The sequence below is a fragment of the Mycobacterium sp. 236(2023) genome (assembly GCF_029623955.1).
Classification (GTDB): domain Bacteria; phylum Actinomycetota; class Actinomycetes; order Mycobacteriales; family Mycobacteriaceae; genus Mycobacterium.
The window spans coordinates 1,631,669-1,648,884 of sequence record NZ_JARSBP010000002.1 but is presented as its reverse complement, the minus strand read 5'-3'; the positions used below and the strand labels follow the sequence as shown (position 1 = coordinate 1,648,884).

20 protein-coding genes are annotated in these 17,216 nt (G+C 67.2%); 8 read left to right on the top strand and 12 right to left on the bottom strand.

Translation table 11 applies throughout. From position 1 onward, the window contains the following. Positions 1-192 precede the first annotated feature (192 nt). The 3 genes from P9A17_RS10430 to P9A17_RS10420 form a co-directional block, all read right to left on the bottom strand. A complete protein-coding gene (locus P9A17_RS10430; RefSeq protein WP_278038456.1) occupies positions 193-684 on the bottom strand; it encodes a hypothetical protein in 492 nt (163 codons plus the stop codon). A gap of 31 nt (positions 685-715) precedes the next feature. Further along, a complete protein-coding gene (rpsO, locus tag P9A17_RS10425; protein ID WP_278038455.1) occupies positions 716-985 on the bottom strand; it encodes a 30S ribosomal protein S15 in 270 nt (89 codons plus the stop codon). 96 nt (positions 986-1,081) lie between these two features. Then, positions 1,082-2,056: a bifunctional riboflavin kinase/FAD synthetase gene (locus P9A17_RS10420; RefSeq protein WP_278038454.1), complete on the bottom strand. Its 975-nt coding sequence runs from the start codon at positions 2,054-2,056 to the stop codon at positions 1,082-1,084. Positions 2,057-2,148: 92 nt separating this feature from the next. Here P9A17_RS10420 and mntR point away from each other — a divergent pair, with 92 nt between their 5' ends. The 3 genes from mntR to P9A17_RS10405 are packed head-to-tail and all read left to right on the top strand — an operon-like array spanning position 2,149 to position 4,953. Continuing rightward, positions 2,149-2,856, top strand: coding sequence for a manganese-binding transcriptional regulator MntR (gene mntR / locus P9A17_RS10415; RefSeq protein WP_278038453.1), 708 nt, complete (start codon positions 2,149-2,151; stop codon positions 2,854-2,856). Between the two features lie 8 nt (positions 2,857-2,864). Then, positions 2,865-3,299 carry an SRPBCC family protein gene (locus P9A17_RS10410; protein WP_278038452.1) on the top strand — a complete coding sequence of 145 codons (435 nt, stop codon included), beginning with the start codon at positions 2,865-2,867 and terminating at the stop codon, positions 3,297-3,299. Between the two features lie 22 nt (positions 3,300-3,321). Beyond that, entirely contained in the window at positions 3,322-4,953 is a 1,632-nt protein-coding gene (locus P9A17_RS10405) for an acetolactate synthase large subunit (protein ID WP_278038688.1), read from the top strand. Positions 4,954-4,955: 2 nt separating this feature from the next. Here P9A17_RS10405 and P9A17_RS10400 read toward each other — a convergent pair whose 3' ends face one another. The 4 genes from P9A17_RS10400 to P9A17_RS10385 all read right to left on the bottom strand — a co-directional run bounded on the left by P9A17_RS10400 (position 4,956) and on the right by P9A17_RS10385 (position 7,758). Beyond that, positions 4,956-5,150: a hypothetical protein gene (locus P9A17_RS10400; protein WP_278038451.1), complete on the bottom strand. Its 195-nt coding sequence runs from the start codon at positions 5,148-5,150 to the stop codon at positions 4,956-4,958. A gap of 74 nt (positions 5,151-5,224) precedes the next feature. Further along, positions 5,225-6,106, bottom strand: coding sequence for a tRNA pseudouridine(55) synthase TruB (gene truB, locus P9A17_RS10395; protein ID WP_278038450.1), 882 nt, complete (start codon positions 6,104-6,106; stop codon positions 5,225-5,227). Positions 6,107-6,136: 30 nt separating this feature from the next. Beyond that, positions 6,137-6,814 carry a 4'-phosphopantetheinyl transferase gene (locus P9A17_RS10390; protein WP_278038449.1) on the bottom strand — a complete coding sequence of 226 codons (678 nt, stop codon included), beginning with the start codon at positions 6,812-6,814 and terminating at the stop codon, positions 6,137-6,139. Beyond that, positions 6,811-7,758 (bottom strand): metallophosphoesterase, encoded by a 948-nt coding sequence (locus P9A17_RS10385; RefSeq protein WP_278038448.1) that lies wholly within the window; start codon positions 7,756-7,758, stop codon positions 6,811-6,813. Before P9A17_RS10385 ends, P9A17_RS10390 begins: the two co-directional genes overlap by 4 nt. Positions 7,759-7,910: 152 nt before the next feature. Between P9A17_RS10385 and P9A17_RS10380 the strand changes: the two genes are divergently transcribed. Together P9A17_RS10380 and P9A17_RS10375 are read left to right on the top strand one after the other, a co-directional pair. Then, positions 7,911-8,495 carry a DUF3558 domain-containing protein gene (locus P9A17_RS10380; RefSeq protein ID WP_278038447.1) on the top strand — a complete coding sequence of 195 codons (585 nt, stop codon included), beginning with the start codon at positions 7,911-7,913 and terminating at the stop codon, positions 8,493-8,495. A 17-nt stretch (positions 8,496-8,512) separates the two neighbouring features. Further along, on the top strand, positions 8,513-10,129 hold the full coding sequence (locus tag P9A17_RS10375; RefSeq protein ID WP_278038446.1) for a CocE/NonD family hydrolase: 1,617 nt from the start codon (positions 8,513-8,515) through the stop codon (positions 10,127-10,129). On the opposite strand, the gene P9A17_RS10370 is transcribed toward P9A17_RS10375, so the two are convergent. Further along, positions 10,118-10,678, bottom strand: coding sequence for a DUF1802 family protein (locus P9A17_RS10370; RefSeq protein ID WP_278038445.1), 561 nt, complete (start codon positions 10,676-10,678; stop codon positions 10,118-10,120). The two genes, P9A17_RS10375 and P9A17_RS10370, sit on opposite strands and share 12 nt — an antisense overlap. Beyond that, positions 10,675-10,941 carry a DUF2277 domain-containing protein gene (locus tag P9A17_RS10365; protein ID WP_278038444.1) on the bottom strand — a complete coding sequence of 89 codons (267 nt, stop codon included), beginning with the start codon at positions 10,939-10,941 and terminating at the stop codon, positions 10,675-10,677. The genes P9A17_RS10370 and P9A17_RS10365 overlap by 4 nt, the downstream gene beginning before the upstream one ends. Before the next feature lie 44 nt (positions 10,942-10,985). On the opposite strand from P9A17_RS10365, the gene P9A17_RS10360 reads away from it, so the two are divergent. Continuing rightward, on the top strand, positions 10,986-11,750 hold the full coding sequence (locus P9A17_RS10360) for an enoyl-CoA hydratase (RefSeq protein ID WP_278038443.1): 765 nt from the start codon (positions 10,986-10,988) through the stop codon (positions 11,748-11,750). On the opposite strand, the gene P9A17_RS10355 is transcribed toward P9A17_RS10360, so the two are convergent. Genes P9A17_RS10355 through P9A17_RS10345 form a run of 3 tightly spaced genes read right to left on the bottom strand, consistent with a single transcriptional unit; the run spans position 11,747 to position 14,915 of the window. Beyond that, positions 11,747-12,568 (bottom strand): sugar phosphate isomerase/epimerase family protein, encoded by an 822-nt coding sequence (locus P9A17_RS10355; RefSeq protein WP_278038442.1) that lies wholly within the window; start codon positions 12,566-12,568, stop codon positions 11,747-11,749. The genes P9A17_RS10360 and P9A17_RS10355 overlap by 4 nt on opposite strands. Continuing rightward, positions 12,568-13,737 (bottom strand): dihydrodipicolinate synthase family protein, encoded by a 1,170-nt coding sequence (locus P9A17_RS10350; protein ID WP_347403837.1) that lies wholly within the window; start codon positions 13,735-13,737, stop codon positions 12,568-12,570. The genes P9A17_RS10355 and P9A17_RS10350 overlap by 1 nt, the downstream gene beginning before the upstream one ends. Positions 13,738-13,757: 20 nt before the next feature. Next, on the bottom strand, positions 13,758-14,915 hold the full coding sequence (locus tag P9A17_RS10345; protein ID WP_278038440.1) for a Gfo/Idh/MocA family oxidoreductase: 1,158 nt from the start codon (positions 14,913-14,915) through the stop codon (positions 13,758-13,760). Positions 14,916-15,148: 233 nt separating this feature from the next. Here P9A17_RS10345 and P9A17_RS10340 point away from each other — a divergent pair, with 233 nt between their 5' ends. Next, positions 15,149-16,174, top strand: coding sequence for a LacI family DNA-binding transcriptional regulator (locus tag P9A17_RS10340; protein WP_278038439.1), 1,026 nt, complete (start codon positions 15,149-15,151; stop codon positions 16,172-16,174). A gap of 136 nt (positions 16,175-16,310) precedes the next feature. Next, entirely contained in the window at positions 16,311-17,192 is an 882-nt protein-coding gene (locus P9A17_RS10335) for an ABC transporter permease (protein ID WP_278038438.1), read from the top strand. Positions 17,193-17,216: the final 24 nt, after the last annotated feature.

Below are 17,216 nucleotides of genomic sequence, written 5' to 3'. Positions count from 1 at the left end.
AAGCGGCCGGAAAGACTCCGACAGCCACTACCGAAGACCGCGCGATCAGGCGGTTCGTGTCGTGTCACGCGGGAACGGTGCACGCGGGTCTGCGCGGACCGCACCCAAGTGTGTTCGCGCCCAGTGGGCAGCCGAACGCACCTATGCTACATCCCGGTACCTGCAAAACCCCTAATCGCCGCCCCGCGGCAATCAGTGGACGTCTTCGACGCAGACGGTGAAGTTCCGCTCGTCGTACGGGTAGCCGGTGCCGGTGTCGCACTCGTCGACGTCGGCGACGCCCTGAAGGATCTCGGTGGGCCGCTGCCGTCCCGGCATCGTGGCATCGTCGCACCGCACCCGCACCGGATCGCGGCCGTTCTCCGGGTCGATGCTCATGCAGCTGCCGATCACCCAGTCGATGTCCATGCACATCACGGTGCTGGTGTCGGAGAACGCGCTGAGCGTCGAGTAGTAGGAGTCGACGTCCGTCGGGCATTCGTCGGTTTCCGCGACGCTGGCGACGACTGTGAAGTTCGACTCAGGCGTTCCGCAGACAGCCTTGAGTGCCTCGGGCCGGTCCGGGGTGCCGCCCATCTTGAGGCAGTCCCCGACCGCGATGTCGGCGGCAGCCGCCGAGGAACATGCTGTCAGGCAACCCAACGTCGTGGCCGCGAACACGGCGACCACGGACCGGGCCTGCACGGCCCTGTACCGGGTGGAAGTGCCGCCGGTGTCAGCGACGCAGGCCGAGGCGCTCGATCAGCGAGCGGTAACGCGCGACGTCGACCTGGGCGACGTACTTGAGGAGGCGGCGGCGGCGGCCGACGAGCAGCAGCAGACCACGACGCGAGTGGTGGTCGTGCTTGTGCTGCTTGAGGTGTTCGGTCAGATCCGAGATCCGCTTGGTGAGCAGTGCGACCTGCGCCTCCGGCGAACCGGTGTCGGTGTCGTGCAGGCCGTACTCGCCCAGGATCGACTTCTTCTGTTCGGCTGTGAGCGCCACGAAACAACTCCATCTATTTCAGTCCGCGGGAAATCTGTGAGCGCGGCCGCCGCGAACTGCAGCACACGCTTGGTCGCCGCAGAGTCTAACAGCGACCTAGTCCGCGGAAAGAATCGTGCGGGCCCGGTCGGTGTCGGCCCCCATCGCGGTCACCAGGTCGTCGACCGACGCGAACTTTTCCTGACCGCGCAGGCGCGCGACGAAATCGACGGCGACGTGCTGGCCGTACAGGTCGGCGCTGGTGTCGAGGACGAACGCCTCCACGGTGCGCGTGCGCCCAGAGAAGGTCGGGTTGGTGCCGACGGACACCGCCGCCTGATAGCGCTCGCCGGGAGTGACGGTGCCCATGACGGGTCCGTGCCCGAGGACGGTGAACCAGGCGGCGTAGACGCCGTCGGCCGGGATCGCGGAGTACATCGGCGGGGCGACGTTGGCCGTCGGGAAGCCGAGGTCCCTGCCGCGGCCGTCGCCGCGCACGACCACACCTTCGACGCGGTGCGGCCGGCCCAGCGCCTCGGCGGCGGCGACCATGTCCCCGGCGTCGACGCAGGACCGGATGTAGGTCGACGAGAACGTCACGGTCTCGTCCTGGTGGTGTTCGGCGACCAGAGACAGGGAGTCGACCGCGAACCCGAACCGGTCGCCGGCCTTGCGGAGCAGGCCGACGTTGCCCGCGGCTTTCTTCCCGAACGTGAAGTTGTCGCCGACGACGACCTCGACCACGTGCAGTCGCTCGACCAGCAGTTCATGGACGTAGCGCTCGGGGGTCAGCTTCATGAAGTCGGCGGTGAACGGCATGACGAGGAAGACGTCGATGCCCATTTCCTCGACCAGTTCGGCCCGCCGGGTCAGCGTGGTCAGCTGTGCCGGGTGACTGCCCGGGAACACGACTTCCATCGGGTGCGGGTCGAACGTCATGAGAACGGTGGGAACGCCCCGTGACCGGCCCGCCTTCACGGCACGGCCGATCAGCTCCTGGTGTCCCCGATGGACACCGTCGAACACGCCGATCGTCACGACGCACCGACCCCAGTCTGTGGGGATTTCATCCTGCCCCCGCCAGCGCTGCACGCCGCTAGCCTACGACCCGCCCGCAACCCGGGACCAAACAGAGGCCGAGCAGCGTCAACGGATCAGGTGATGATTGCCTAAACTCCAGTGTCGTGAGTCCTAGCGACAGCACAGCCAACCCGGCCGACCCCACCGATCTGTCGACGGTCGCCCAGGACTACCTCAAGGTCATCTGGACCGCGCAGGAGTGGTCGCACGAAAAAGTGAGCACCAAACTGCTGGCCGAACGGATCGGCGTCTCGGCGAGCACCGCTTCGGAGTCGATCCGCAAACTCGCCGATCAAGGCCTTGTCGACCACGAGAAGTACGGGGCCGTGACGTTGACCGAAGCGGGCCGGCGGGCCGCCTTGGCGATGGTGCGGCGCCACCGGCTCATGGAGACGTTCCTCGTCAACGAACTCGGCTACGGCTGGGACGAGGTCCACGACGAGGCCGAGATCCTCGAGCACGCGGTGTCCGACCGGATGCTCGACCGCATCGACGCCAAGCTCGGCTACCCGACCCGCGACCCCCACGGCGACCCGATTCCTGCCGCCGACGGCAGGGTGCCCACCCCGCCGGCACGTCAGCTCTCGGCGTGCCAGGACGGTGAGGCGGGCACGGTCGCGCGCATCTCGGACGCGGACCCCGAGATGCTCAGGTACTTCGACTCCGTGGGAATAAGCTTGGACTCCCGACTGCGGGTGGTCGCCCGGCGCGACTTCGCGGGCATGATCTCGGTGGCCATAGAAAGCCCAGGGACTGAGACCACTGTCGATTTGGGAAGCCCTGCCGCACAGGCAATCTGGGTCGTCGCATAGGAGTATTCGTGGCCAAATTGGAGCTTTCACGCACGCTGGCGCTGCCCCCCGAGGACGCTTGGGCGCACGCGTCGGACCTGTCGTCGCTGGGCGACTGGATGACCATGCACCAGGGCTGGCGCTCCGACGTTCCCGACGAGATCGAGGTCGGCACGACCATCGTCGGCGTTGCCGGCGCCAAGGGCATGCGCAACCGCGTCACGTGGACGGTCAAGGAATTCGATCCGCCGTCCGCGCTGGCGGTCAGCGGCGAGGGTGTCGGCGGGACGCGCTACAAGCTGTCGATGAAGGTGGCGCCCGCCGGCGACGGATGCACGTTCACGGTGCGGATGGACCTCGGCGGCGCTCCCCTGTTCGGGCCGATCGGCGCGGCGGCGGTGCGTGCGGTCAAGGGCGACATCGACAAGTCGATCAAGGAATTCGAGCGGCTCTACTGTGCCTGAAAGCGGCCGGACCACTGCGGACCTGATCGTCGAATGCCTGGAGAACGAAGGCGTCACACACGTGTTCGGCATTCCCGGTGAAGAGAACATCCGGTTGGTGGACGCACTGTCGAGGTCGTCGATCGACTACGTTCTCACCCGCCATGAGCAGGGCGCGTCGTTCATGGCCGAGGTGTACGGCCGGTTGACCGGTAAGGCCGGCGTGTGTTCGGCGACCCTGGGCCCCGGTGCGATCAACCTCCTGCTCGGCGTCGCCGATGCCACCACGAATTCGACTCCGGTGCTGGCACTCTCAGCGCAGGTCGGCATGCAGCGCAGCTACAAGGAGTCGCATCAGAGCGTCGATCTCGTGGCGATGTTCGAACCGGTGACGAAGTGGTCTGCGCTGGTTGCGACGCCGGGTGCGGTTCCCGAGATGGTGCGCAAGGCCTTCAAGCTCGCGCAGACCGAGCGACCCGGAGCGGTCTATCTCGCGGTACCCGAAGACGTCGAGGAAGCTACCGCACCAGCGGGCATCGCCCCACTGAACATCAACGTCCCCCGATCCGATGATCCGTCGGCGGCGCAGATTGCGCGGGCCGCCGAGATTCTGCAGTCGGCGCGCAACCCGATCCTGCTCGCGGGCCACGGGGTTGCGCGCAGCGACGCGTCGTCGGCGGTGCGGCGGTTCGCCGAGACACTCGGGATGCCGGTCGCCACAACGTTTCACGGCAAAGGCATCATGCCCGACGATCATCCGCTGGCCCTCGGCGCGGTCGGGTTCATGCGCCACGACTACGTGAACTTCGGATTCGACCACGCCGATGTCATCGTCGCAGCAGGGTACGAACTGCAGGAGTTCGATCCCGTTCGCATCAACCCGCGGGGTGACACCAAGATCATCCACATCCACCGGTTCCCGGCGGAGGTCGACGTGCACTACGACGTGGCGGTCGGTCTCCATGCCGATATCGGTAGGAGCCTCGATGCGTTGGCGGCCGCTGTGCGCCGCGACGAGCCGTATTCGTCAGGGCAGGACAGGATTCGGGCGCTACTCGCCGATGAACTCGACCGGGGTCGCGCCGACGACAGCTTCCCGCTGACTCCGGCGCGCATCGTCGCCGACACCCGCTCGGCCCTGGCCCGCGACGACATCGCGCTCGTCGACACCGGCGCGCTGAAGATGTGGATGGCCCGGCTGTACCCGACGTATGAGCCGAACACCTGCCTGATCTCCAACGGGCTCTCGACGATGGGCTGGACGGTTCCCGGTGCGATCGCGGCCAAGATCGCCCGGCCTGCCGCCAAGATTCTGGTCGCCACCGGGGACGGCTCGTTCCTGATGAACTCGCAGGAGATCGAGACGGCCCTGCGCGTCGGCACACCGATGGTGATCCTCGTGTGGGTCGATGACGCCTATGGCCTGATCAGCTGGAAGATGGACCTGGAGATCGGCCACAACGTCGACACCGCGTTCGGCAACCCCGACTTCGTGGCGTACGCAGAGAGCTTCGGCGCCAAGGGATATCGCATCTCGTCGGCCGACATGCTGTTGCCGGTGCTGCAGGAGGCGCTCGCGGCAGACACCGTCAGCGTCATTGCCTGTCCCGTCGACTACAGCGCCAACAGCGCCCTGATCGCCTCGCTGGGCGAACTGGACGAATCCTGGTCATGAGCTCAGGCTGGCGCGGTCAGGTCCTGAACCACGGCGCGTAGCTCCGAGAACTCCCACGAACCGCCGCCGCGCACCTTCCAGATGTCGTAGGCACGATCGAGAGCTTCCTGCGCCGGTACACCGTTGTTCATCTGGAGTGCCGTCATCGCCAGCAGCAGCGCGCTCGTCTCGGGCGAGTAGCGGATGTCGTCCTTCATGTCGCGCGAATGTACACATTCTGACGAGAAGATCGAGACGGGACGTCAGAAAGCGTGCGCTCGGCGCTGCAGTTCTAGAGCGTCGCCGGGCGGATCACGACCACGGATTTCGTCCGCGAGCCGGAGTCCTGCAGCAGTGCCATGACGCGGCCGTCCGGCGCTGTCGCCGCATAGGTACCGTCGATGCCTGCCGGTGACAGCGGACGACCATGGCTCGCGTCGACAATCTCGCTTTCGGTGAGGCCGCGTCGCGGAAAGGCTTGCAGGCACGCCTCGTCCAGCGAGTAGCTCAGCTGCGCGTCATCGGCGAGCTCGTCGAGAGTGCGCGCCTGGTCGAGACCGAACCCGCCTACCCGGGTGCGCCGCAGCGCCGTGAGATGACCCCCGACGCCGAGCGCGGCACCGACATCGCGCGCCAGTGCCCGGATGTAGGTACCGCTCGAACAGTCGACGACCACATCGACATCGACGACGTCGCCCTCGCGCCGGACATCCAGCACCTCGAATCGGTCGATCTGCACCGGGCGCGCCGGGATCTCCACGGTCTCGCCGTCCCTGACCATCTGATAGGCCCGCTTGCCCGCGATCTTGATCGCGCTGACCGCCGAGGGGATCTGCTCGATGTCACCCCGCAGCGGCGCGATGGCCGCCTCGATCTGCCCGTCCTCCACGTGCGACGCCGAAACAGCCTGCATCAGTTCACCTTCGGCGTCCTCGGTGGAGGTCGTCTCACCCAAGCGGATCGTCGCCTCGTACGACTTGTCCGTCGCGGTGAGCAGACCGAGGATCTTGGTAGCCCGTTCGATGCCGACCACCAGCACCCCCGTCGCCATCGGGTCCAGCGTGCCTGCGTGGCCGACCTTGCGGGTACCGAACAAGCGGCGACACCGGCCTACGACGTCATGACTCGTCATGCCGCCAAGTTTGTCGACGACGACGATCCCGGGATCAGTCACAAGACGCAATCATTCACAAGACGCAATCATTCACAAGACGATGCCGGTGAGGATGATCCCGTCTCGCACCGACCACCTACCCGAGAACGACGTCAGCGGCGGCCCGGACTCCGCTGCCGGGTCGATCAGGATCTGCGACGTGAACGAACCGGCAGCACCCGAGCCGTCGACATCGAACGTGATGTGGGCGTCCTCGAACCCCAGCCACCGGTGCGTCAGCGGGTACCACGCCTTGTACGTTGCCTCTTTGGCGCAGAACAACACTCGATCCCAGTGCACCCCGCCCGGCATCCCGCCCAGCTCGTGGCGCTCGATCGGCAGGCTGATCGCGTCGAGCACGCCATTCGGCAGCACGTCGTGCGGCTCGGCATCGATCCCGAGCGAGCGCACCTCGGCGCGCAAGCCGACCGCCGCGCCGCGGAAACCCTCGCAATGGGTGAGGCTGCCGACGACACCGTCGGGCCAGCGCGGTTCACCCTTGTCGCCCTTCAAGATCGGCACCGGCTCCATGCCGAGGTCCACCAGAGCCTGACGCGCGCAATACCGCACGGTGATGAACTCGTTGCGCCGCTTGGCCACCGACTTCGCGATCAATGGCTCCTCTTCGGGCAGCGGCGCGAGTTCCTTCGGGTCCGTATACAACTCGGCCGCAGCCAGAGCGGCGTGTTCACCGGGGAGCACACCGGCGAGCAGGGTCGCTGCGATCACGCGCGATCCTTGATCCGCTGCTGCATCTTCTTGGCGTTCTCGCGCATCTCGTCGGTGATCTGGAAATGACCGCCGAACTCGTTGAGATAGCCGGGCGCGTACTTGGGGTCCGGCAGGATCTGGCGCAGCCAGCGATACGGCCTGCGGCGACGCCACTCTCGCGGGTAGCCGACCGACACCTCTTCGAAGCGCACGCCGTCGTACCACGTGGTGCGCGGAATGTGCAGATGTCCGTAGACCGAGCAGATGGCGTTGTAGCGGGTGTGCCAGTCCTTCGTCGCGGTGGTGCCGCACCACAGCGAGAACTCGGGGTAGAACATCGCGTCGCAGGGTTCGCGGACCATCGGGAAGTGGTTCACCTGGACGGTCGGCATCATCCAGTCCAGATCCTCGAGCCGCTTACGGGTGTAGTTCACCCGCTCGCGACACCAGGCGTCGCGCGTCGAATACGGCTCGGCCGACAGCAGGTACTCGTCGGTGCCCACGATGTTCTTCTCGCGCGCGATCGCCAGGCCTTCGGCCTTCGTCCCCGCCCCCTGCGGCAGGAACGAATAGTCGTAGAGCAGGAACATCGGGACGATGGTCGCGGGGCCACCCTCCTCGTTCCAGACCGGGTAGGGATGCTCGGGGGTGATGACGCCCATCTCGTCACACATGTTGACGAGATAGTCGTAGCGCGCTTTGCCGAAGATCTGCATCGGGTCGCGCTGGGTGGTCCACAGTTCGTGGTTCCCCGGCACCCAGATGACTTTGGCGAAACGCTTGCGCAGCAGGTCCAGTGCCCACCGGATCTCGTCGGTCCGTTCCCCGACGTCGCCGGCGACGATCAGCCAGTCGTCGGGCGAGGCGGGATACAGCGACTCGGTGACCGGTTTGTTGCCGGTGTGTCCGGTATGCAGGTCACTGACCGCCCACAAAGTCGGGCGTCGTTCGTCAGTGGTCACAACCCGTCAGCCTACTGGTGGACACGGGGCGGCCACCCGGTGGCAACTAGAACAGGTTCTAAGTTTCCGCCCAGCGGCTGATCGCCGCCCGCTACACTCCCGGGATACGTTGTGTGACAGGCCACGACATCCGGCACCCAAGGGGGTTCACGATGGTCGCCAAGCTGCGACTGTTCTCAGCGCTGTGTGCGCTGGTCGCAGCGGTGGTGGTGGTCGTGCAGGCCAACCCGGTCGGGCCCACCGCGACGGGACGCGTCGACTTGCGTTCGACGTTCGCGCCGCTGCCGAACGCAACGACGACGATCAAGTCGCCGGTGATCGAGCTCACCGACCCCGACCCGTTCGACCCGTGTCGCGACATTCCCCTCGATGTCGTGCAACGCATCGGCCTGGCCTATACGCCACCGACGGCAGAGGACAGCCTGCGCTGCAAGTACGACGCCGGCAATTACCAGATGGCCGTCGAGGCGTTCGTGTGGCGCACCTACGAGCAGACGCTGCCGCCCGATGCGGTCGAACTCGACATCAACGGCCACCGCGCCGCCCAGTACTGGATCATGAAACCGACGGACTGGAACAACCGCTGGTGGATCACCTGCATGATCGCGTTCAAGACCAGTTACGGCGTGATCCAGCAGTCGCTGTTCTACTCACCGATCTACTCCGAGCCCGACCCCGACTGCCTGCAGACCAACCTGCAGCGCGCCCACGAGCTCAGCCCCTCCTACATCTACTGAGTTTGTAACCTCGTGGCGTGACTCTCCAGCAGGCCGCCACGGCGAAGCTCAGCAGCGTGCTGCGGCTGCCGCCGTCCACGACCGGATTCGCCGTCGAGCGCCACGTGCGGGTGCCGATGCGTGACGGCGTCGAGTTGATCGCCAACCACTACGCGCCCCGCACCGACAAGCCTGCCGGCACCCTGCTCGTGCGGGCCCCCTACGGGAGAGGTTGGCCGTTCTCCGCGCTGTTCGGCGCCGTGTACGCCGCCCGCGGCTACCACGTGCTGTTTCAGAGCGTCCGCGGCACGTTCGGCTCCGGGGGCGAGTTCGACCCGATGGTCAACGAGATCGACGACGGTGCCGACACCGTCGCCTGGCTGCGCGAGCAATCCTGGTTCACCGGCTCGTTCGCCACCGTCGGGCTGTCGTACCTCGGCTTCACCCAGTGGGCGCTGCTGCACGATCCCCCGCCGGAGATGAAGGCGGCAGTCATCACGGTGGGACTGCACGACGCCAGCGGACCTCGTTGGGGCATGGGATCGTTCGGCCTCAACGATTTCCTCGGCTGGAGCGATATGGTCTCGCGCCAGGAGGACCCGAACCGGCTCCGCCTTCTCGCCCGTCAGGCCCGGTCGCAGCAGCGGGTGACGCGGGCCTCCCTGGGTTCTCCGCTCGGAACGTCGACCCGCGCCCTGCTCGGGGCCGGGGCACCGTGGTTCGAGTCGTGGCTCGACCACCCCGATGCCGACGATCCCTTCTGGTCCCGGATTCATCTTCGGGATGCATTGCAGCGCGCCGAGATTCCCGTCCTGCTGCTGACGGGCTGGCAGGACCTGTTCCTGGAGCAGACCCTGGAGCAGTACCGCGCGCTGACCGCTCGCGATGTGCCCGTCGGCCTGACGGTGGGCCCGTGGACGCACGGCCAGATGATGACCAAGGCTGCGCCGACGGTGCTCCGCGAGACGCTGGACTGGCTGGGCACCCACCTCGGTGGCGCGCCGTCGACGCGGACCGCGCCCGTCCGGATCCATGTCAAGGGTGAGGGCTGGCGAGACCTGCCGAGTTGGCCGCCGGTGACCAAGGAGCAGGTTCTCCATCTTCACCCAGGCGGTGGTCTCGACACTGCCGCACCTGATTCCGGTGGATCGGAAGCGTTCGTCTACAACCCTGCCGACCCGACGCCGACGGTCGGCGGCCGTCTCCTGTCCACCGTCGGCGGCTACCGCGACGACACGTCGCTGGCGCGGCGTGCCGACACCGTGACATTCACGGGGGCGCCGTTACCCGCGGACCTGCGCGTCATCGGGACACCGGTGTTCGAGGTGTCCCACGAGTGCACGAATCCGCACAACGATCTGTTCGTGCGGATCAGTCAGGTCGACCCGCATGGCCGTTCCCGCAACGTCAGCGACGGCTATCTGGCGTCCGCACCGACGTCGGGGGTGGCTCGCATCGAGATGGATGCGGTCGCGTGGACCTTCCCCGCCGGGTCCCGGATCCGTGTGCTCGTCGCGGGTGGCTCGCATCCGCGGTTCCTGCGCAACCGCGGCACCGGCGAACTCTCGTCCAGCGGAACGGCTTTCGCGACGGCCCGGCATACGATCACTCTCGGCGACGAGACACGCCTCGTGCTGCCGGTCTCAACCGACTGAGTCGCGGACGCGGCGCGCGAGGTCGTCGAGCGTCGCGTCGTCGTGGACCGGCAGTCCCCAGACCGGATTGAGCGGCAGCTGCACCCAGCTGTTGCATCCCCGGTAGTCGGGCGTGCGGGTCAGACGCACCGGTTCGGCCAGCGGCGTCGCCGCGATGACGAGCACCGTCAACCGATGCCTCGGCCTGAAATCCAGCCGGTCGGCCTGCACAGACTCTTCGGTCCAGATATGCAGCGGCGCAATCTCTTTCAAACCTTCGGGCCGCTCGACCGCGATGGCGGCAACCACCCGGGCGCCGGCACGGATGACGACGGCGTCCTCGGTGCTGTCGGCGGCGGCACAGTCGAGGAGCTCACGGTGTTCGGGACGGACCCGTTCGGCGTGGCTGTGCGCGACGGTCGGGAAGAACAGGAACCGGGATGCGGCGACCTCGAACCGCTTCTCGTGGATGCCGCCCTTGCGCAGCAGCACTGTCTGCCTGCCGTCGAGCGTCGCGTGCACCACCGCTCCCCACTCCTTGAGCGCGGGCTGGGTCAGCGTCGCGGTCATCCCAGACCGAGACGCGCCCGCACTTCTGGGCGGCGCAGCGGCGGAACGGTTTTCGGTGGCTGCCTGCGCGGTGCCAGGTTGTCGAGCAACCGGTGCGTCACCGCTGTGACGTCGGCGACCGCCGCCTCGAACGCTTCGGCGTTGGCGCCGGAGGGGCGGGTGATGCCACTGACCTTACGCACGTACTGGCGCGCAGCAGCCTCGATCTCTTCTCCGGTCGCGGCCGGTTCCAGGCCGCGCAACTCCGTGATGTTTCGGCACATGACCTCCACGATAGGCGCTTGACACGTGTCGATACGGTGAGCGGATGAGCACCCCCGCTGAGGACGTCCTGCTGATCGACACCCGCGACCGCATTCGCACCCTGACGTTGAACCGGCCCGGCTCCCGTAATGCACTGTCGTCCGCTCTGCGCACAAGCCTGTTCGCGGCGTTGCGCGATGCCCAGGCCGCCGATGACGTCGACGTCGTCATCCTCACAGGCGCTGATCCGGTGTTCTGCGCGGGCCTCGATCTCAAGGAACTCGGCGACACCACCGACCTGCCCGACATCTCCCCCAAATGGCCGCCGATGACCAAGCCGGTGATCGGCGCCATCAACGGTGCCGCCGTGACCGGCGGGCTGGAGATCGCGCTGTACTGCGACATCCTGATCGCCTCCGATCAAGCGCGTTTCGCCGACACGCACGCCCGCGTCGGTCTGCTGCCGACGTGGGGGCTGTCGGTGCGTCTGCCGCAGAAGGTCGGCGTCGGCATGGCCCGGCGGATGAGCATGACGGGCGACTATCTGTCGGCCGAGGAGGCGCTGCGCTGCGGCCTGGTCACCCAGGTGGTGCCGCACGCCGAACTCCTCGACACTGCGCGCCGCATCGCAACGTCGATCGTCGGCAACAACCAGAAGGCCGTCCGTTCACTGCTGGCGTCCTACCACGACATCGACGATGCGCAGAACGCCGGTCCTCTGTGGCAGGAGGCCGCGGCGGCACGCGAGTGGATGAAGACCGCCAGCGGTGACGATATCGCCGAGAGCCGCAGCGCGGTGATGGAAAGGGGCCGGTCCCAGGTGCGCTAGAGCGCGGGGAGGACCAGCTCCCGGTAGCGCTGCTTCATCGTCTCCAGAACCGTGGCTCCGTCTGTCGCCCAGACGGATTCGTTGAAGATCTCCACCTCGATGTCACCGGTGTAGCCGGTATCGCGCACCAGCGCGGTGATCGAGGTGAAGTCGATGACGCCGTCGCCCATCATGCCGCGCGACACCAGCGGATCGGCGGCCATCGGCACCAGCCAGTCACAGATCTGGTAGCTGCTGATCCGGCCCTCGGCGCCGGCGCGGCCAACCGATTCGGCCAGGGTCGGGTCCCACCACACGTGGTAGGTGTCGACGACGACGCCGACGGTTCGCGCGGGATGCGGGGCTGCAAGGTCGAGCGCCTGGGCCAGCGTGCTGATGACCGCACGATCGGCACAGAACACCGGATGCAGTGGTTCCAGCGCCAACCGCACATCCCGGTCGGCGGCGTAGGGCACGAGTTCAGCGAGGCGCTCGGCGAGCCGTACCCGTGCTCCGACCAGGTCGCGATCGGGTACCCCGCCGACGACCATCACAAGCTCTGGGGTACCGAGTTGTGCCGCTTCGTCGATGGCCCGCCGGTTGTCATCGAGAGCCGCGGTACCGTCCCCGATGCCGGTGAGAAATCCGCCGCGACACAGGCTCGATACGCGTAAACCGTTGTCCAGCACGATCTTTGCGGCGTCATCGACGCCTGTCTCGGCAACCCGGTCACGCCACAGACCTATCGCGGGAAGGCCCGCGGCGGCGGTGGCCTCCACGGCTTCGCGCAGGGTCCAACTCTTGGTGGTCATCGTGTTGAGCGACAGACGGTCGAACATCAGCTCACCCCGTTCACGGAAAGGAACGTGCGCATCCGATCCGCGGCCAGCTCCGGATCGGCGAGCAGTCCTGCACGATCGGCCAGCACGAACAACCGGCTCAGATGCGTGACCGAGCGGCCGCTCGCGAGCCCGCCGACCAGCGCGAAATTGCGCTGGTGACCGTTGAGCCAAGCCAGGAATGCGATTCCGGTCTTGTAGTAATAGGTCGGCGCCGCGAAGATGTGCCGGCCCAGCTCCTGCGTGGAATCGAGGATGCGCCGAGCGCCGGCGGCATCACCTGCATCCAACTGCTGCAGCGCTGTCGAGGCGGCGGGGTAGATCGCGGCGAAGATCCCGAGCAGTGCGTCGGAGTGGTGTAGTCCGTCCCCGGCGATCAATTCCGGATAGTTGAAGTCGTCGCCGGTGTAGAGCCGTACGCCGGCCGGCAGTGTGCGGCGCAGCGCGACCTCGTGGGAGGCATCGAGCAGCGACACCTTGACCCCGTCCACCTTGTCCGCATGCTGGCGCACCAGGCTTTCGAATGTCGCAGTGGCGCTGAAGATGTCTGCGCTTCCCCAGTAGCCGTGCAAAGCCGGGTCGAACATGTCACCCAGCCAGTGCAGGATCACGGGCTCGTCGGCCTCGTCGAGCAGCGTGCCGTACACCGAGAGGTAGTCCTGGGGTGAGGTCGCCGTCTGAGCCAGCGCCCGGGACGCCATCAGGATGACGTCGGCACCCGCGCCACGCACGACATCGATCTGCTCCCGATAGGCATCGACGATCGCATCCAGCCCGCGACGACCGTCAGGGACGTCGGCGAGCGCAAGCTGGTCGGTGCCCGCCCCGCATGCCAGCAGACCACCGACGGCGGCCGCTTCGCGCCCGGACCGGACGATGAGCTCACGGGTGGCGGCCCAGTCCAGGCCCATTCCGCGCTGGGCGGTGTCCATCGCGTCGGCGACGCCCAGACCGTAGGACCACAGCTCATGGCGGTAGGCCATTGTGGTGTCCCAGTCGAGGTCCGCGAGCGCACCGGGGGTGTTGTCCGCGAGCACTTTCGGCACGACGTGTGCGGCCGCGTAGGCGATGCGGGACGTGATCGGGCGGGCCGGACGTCGCCAGTCCCCCGGCGCACCGAGATCGTGGCGGCGCAGTTCGCCGTCGACCGGTAGCAGCACCGACGCCACGGGGGCCTCCGTCGTGGCCGTCACAGCACGATCTCCGGAACCTCGAGGCGGCGACCTTCGGCCGAGCTCTTCAGGCCCAGTTCGGCCAACTGCACGCCACGGGCGGCCGAGAGCAGACCGAAACGGTGCGGCCGCTCGGCGAGCACGTCGCGCAAAAACTCCTCCCACTGCAACTTGAAGCCGTTATCGAGATCGGCATTGGCGGGCACCTCGAGCCACTGGTCGCGGAACTTCTCGGTGACCGGAAGATCGGGATTCCACACGGGTTTGGGCGTATGCGCGCGCTGCTGCGCGACGCAGTTGCGCAGACCGGCGACGGCTGAGCCGTGGGTGCCGTCGATCTGGAACTCGACGAGCTCGTCCCGGTAGACGCGCACCGCCCACGACGAGTTGATCTGCGCGATGACGCCACCGTCGAGTTCGAAGATGCCGTACGCGGCGTCATCTGCTGTGGCCGGATATTCCTGGCCCGCCTCGTCCCACCGTGTCGGGATGTGGGTGACCGCGCGGGCGGTCACGGCCTGCACCGCGCCGAGCAGTCCCTCCATCACGTAATTCCAGTGGCAGAACATGTCGACCGTGATGCCGCCGCCGTCCTCGGCACGGTAGTTCCAGCTGGGCCGCTGCGCCGGCTGACCGTCGCCCTCGAACACCCAGTAGCCGAACTCACCGCGCATCGACAGGATGCGGCCGAAGAAGCCCTCGTCGACCAGCCTGCGCAGTTTCACCAGACCGGGGAGGTAGAGCTTGTCGTGCACGACACCGGCCACGACCCCGGCGTTCTCCGCCATGCGTGCCAGTTCGATTGCCTCGGTGAGGGTTTCAGCGGTCGGCTTTTCGGTGTAGACGTGCTTGCCCGCCTTGATGGCAGCAGACAGCGCCTCGACGCGCCGTGATGTCACCTGTGCGTCGAAGTACACGTCGACGGTCGGGTCGGCGATCACCGAGGCCACGTCGGTGGTCCACTCGGTGACTCCGTGTGCAGCGGCGAGGTCGGCGATCTTGTCGGCGTTGCGGCCCACCAGGATCGGTTCCACCGCGACGCGCGAGCCGTCGTCGAGGAGCAGTCCGGTATCACGCAGAGGCAGGATGGAACGCAACAGGTGCTGGCGGTAGCCCATGCGGCCGGTCACGCCGTTCATGGCGATGCGCAGGGTTCTGGAGCTCGAAGAAGACATCGGGAAGGTCCTTGTCTGAAGAGCCGGGGCCGTCCTGAATGTCCGTGCCCGGGCGAGTGCTGTCGTCACGACCTGCACCGGCAATATCTCGTGACCGAGAGATCGCGGTGTCAGCACTTCGGAATGCGCTTTCCACGGTAAGCTGTCGGCGCGTTGCGGTCAACCCCGAGTCGTTCGCCGACTCGCCCGGCCGCATCTCACGACAACACCGACAACCGGCGGGAGCAGCGGAGATGGCGGCGGTAACCCTGCAGGACGTGGCATCGCGCGCAGGCGTGTCGCAAGCCACCGCCTCCCGTGTGCTCAACGGTTCCGCCAGAATCCCCGGCGAGGGCGTCGCCGACCGGGTCCGGGCCGCCGCGCGCGAGCTGGGGTACGTGCCGAACGCGCAGGCGCAAGCCCTCGCGCGGGCGTCGACCGGACTTCTCGGCCTCATCGTCCACGACATCGCGGACCCGTACTTCTCCTCGATCGTCCGCGGCGTCCAGGCCGCGGCCAGAACTGCGCGCAAGCAGGTGCTCCTGGCGAGCACCGATCGTGACTTCGACATCGAGCGGGAGTCGGTGAGCACGTTCATCGCCCATCGCGCCGACGCCATCGTGCTCGCCGGTTCCCGGCAGAGCGGTCACCTCGATCGTGAGATCGAAGGCGAGTTCGGGCGCTACCGCACCAACGGTGGACGCGTGGTGGTGATCGGCCAGCCGCTCGCGTTCGGAGGTGCCGTCGAACCCGAAAATCAGTTTGCCTCAGCAGAATTGGCCGAGGCACTGGTCGCGTCGGGTCACACACAGTTCGCCGTGATCGGCGGGCCCGCCAGCATCCGCACGTCGGTGGACCGGCGCAACGGGTTCGTCGAGGCCCTCGGCCGCTGCGGGCTGACACCGCTGGTCGAGGTGTCGGGAAGCTTCACCCGCGACGGCGGCTATGCAGCAGCCCAACGGCTGGCCGCCGCCCTGCAGCTGCAACCCGGAAGCGGAGCGGCGCCGGTGTGCGTCTTCGCCGTCACCGACGTGATGGCCATCGGTGCGATCGCCGCGTGGCGCGAGATGGGTCTGGCGGTCCCCCGCGATGTCTGCATCGCGGGCTTCGACGACATCCCGACGCTGCGCGATCACATGCCGAGCCTGTCGACGGTCGCCCTGCCCCTCGAAGAGATCGGCGCGCGGGCAGTGGACCTGGCGCTGCGGGACGGCGCCGACGATGTGCGTGAACGAGTGCCGGGCCGCGTCGTGCTGAGGGAGAGCACGCGCCTGCCCTGAGCTGCGCGAACAGTGCCTTCAGTCCGTCCTCGTTGACAGTGTGCGCTGGATCACGTTATGGTCGGAATCGCTTCGGAAAGCGCATTCCCAGATCGGGTTCCCGGAATTCGATCCACTGCGACCATTAGGACACTTCATGGCGGTAACCGCATCGGCCGGCGTGCGCCCCTCCTCGTCGGCGTCACCTCCAGCCCCTTCCGGCCCCAGACGCTCGTGGCGACCGTCGTTCTCCCCGCGCCGCACCGCGGCGGCCCTCTGGCGGCCCCTGGCCCTCGTCGCCGTACTGCTCGCCGCCTGGTGGGCCGTCACAGAGAACGAACTCGTCGCCCCCTACATCCTGCCCTCGCCCGCCGAGACCTGGCAGACCGCCCAGGCCAACGCCGCCTACCTGGCCCAGCACACCTGGGTCACCACGTGGGAGACGGTGATCGGTTTCGTCATCGCCGCCGTGTTCGGCGTCTTCGTGGCCGTCGTGATGATGTATTCGGCCAGCCTTGAGAAGACGGTCTACCCGCTGATCCTGTTCGCCCAGGTCATTCCCAAGATCGCGATCGCGCCGCTGTTCGTCGTCTGGCTCGGCTTCGGCCCGTCGCCCAAGATCCTGGTGGCGGTGCTGATGGCGTTCTTCCCCATCGTCATCTCCGGCCTCGCCGGCCTGCGCTCGGTCGATCCCGAAATCCTCGAGCTCACCTCCACCATGGGGGCGAGCCGCTTCAAGACCTTCATGAAGATCCGGTTCCCCGCATCGCTGCCCCAGCTGATGTCGGGCCTCAAGGTGGCTGCCACGCTGGCCGTCACCGGTGCGGTCGTCGGCGAATTCGTCGGCGCCAACGAAGGTTTGGGCTACGTGATCCTGCAGGCCAACGGAAACGTGGACACCGCAATGCTCTTCGCGGCGCTGATCATCATGTCGCTGCTGGGCATCGTGCTCTTCGCGATCATCGAAATCGCCGAGAAGCTCCTCATTCCGTGGCATTCCTCGCGCCGCATCACCAATTCCGCCAGCACCGCCGCCTGAACCCCGACCCGTAGGAGACGAAAC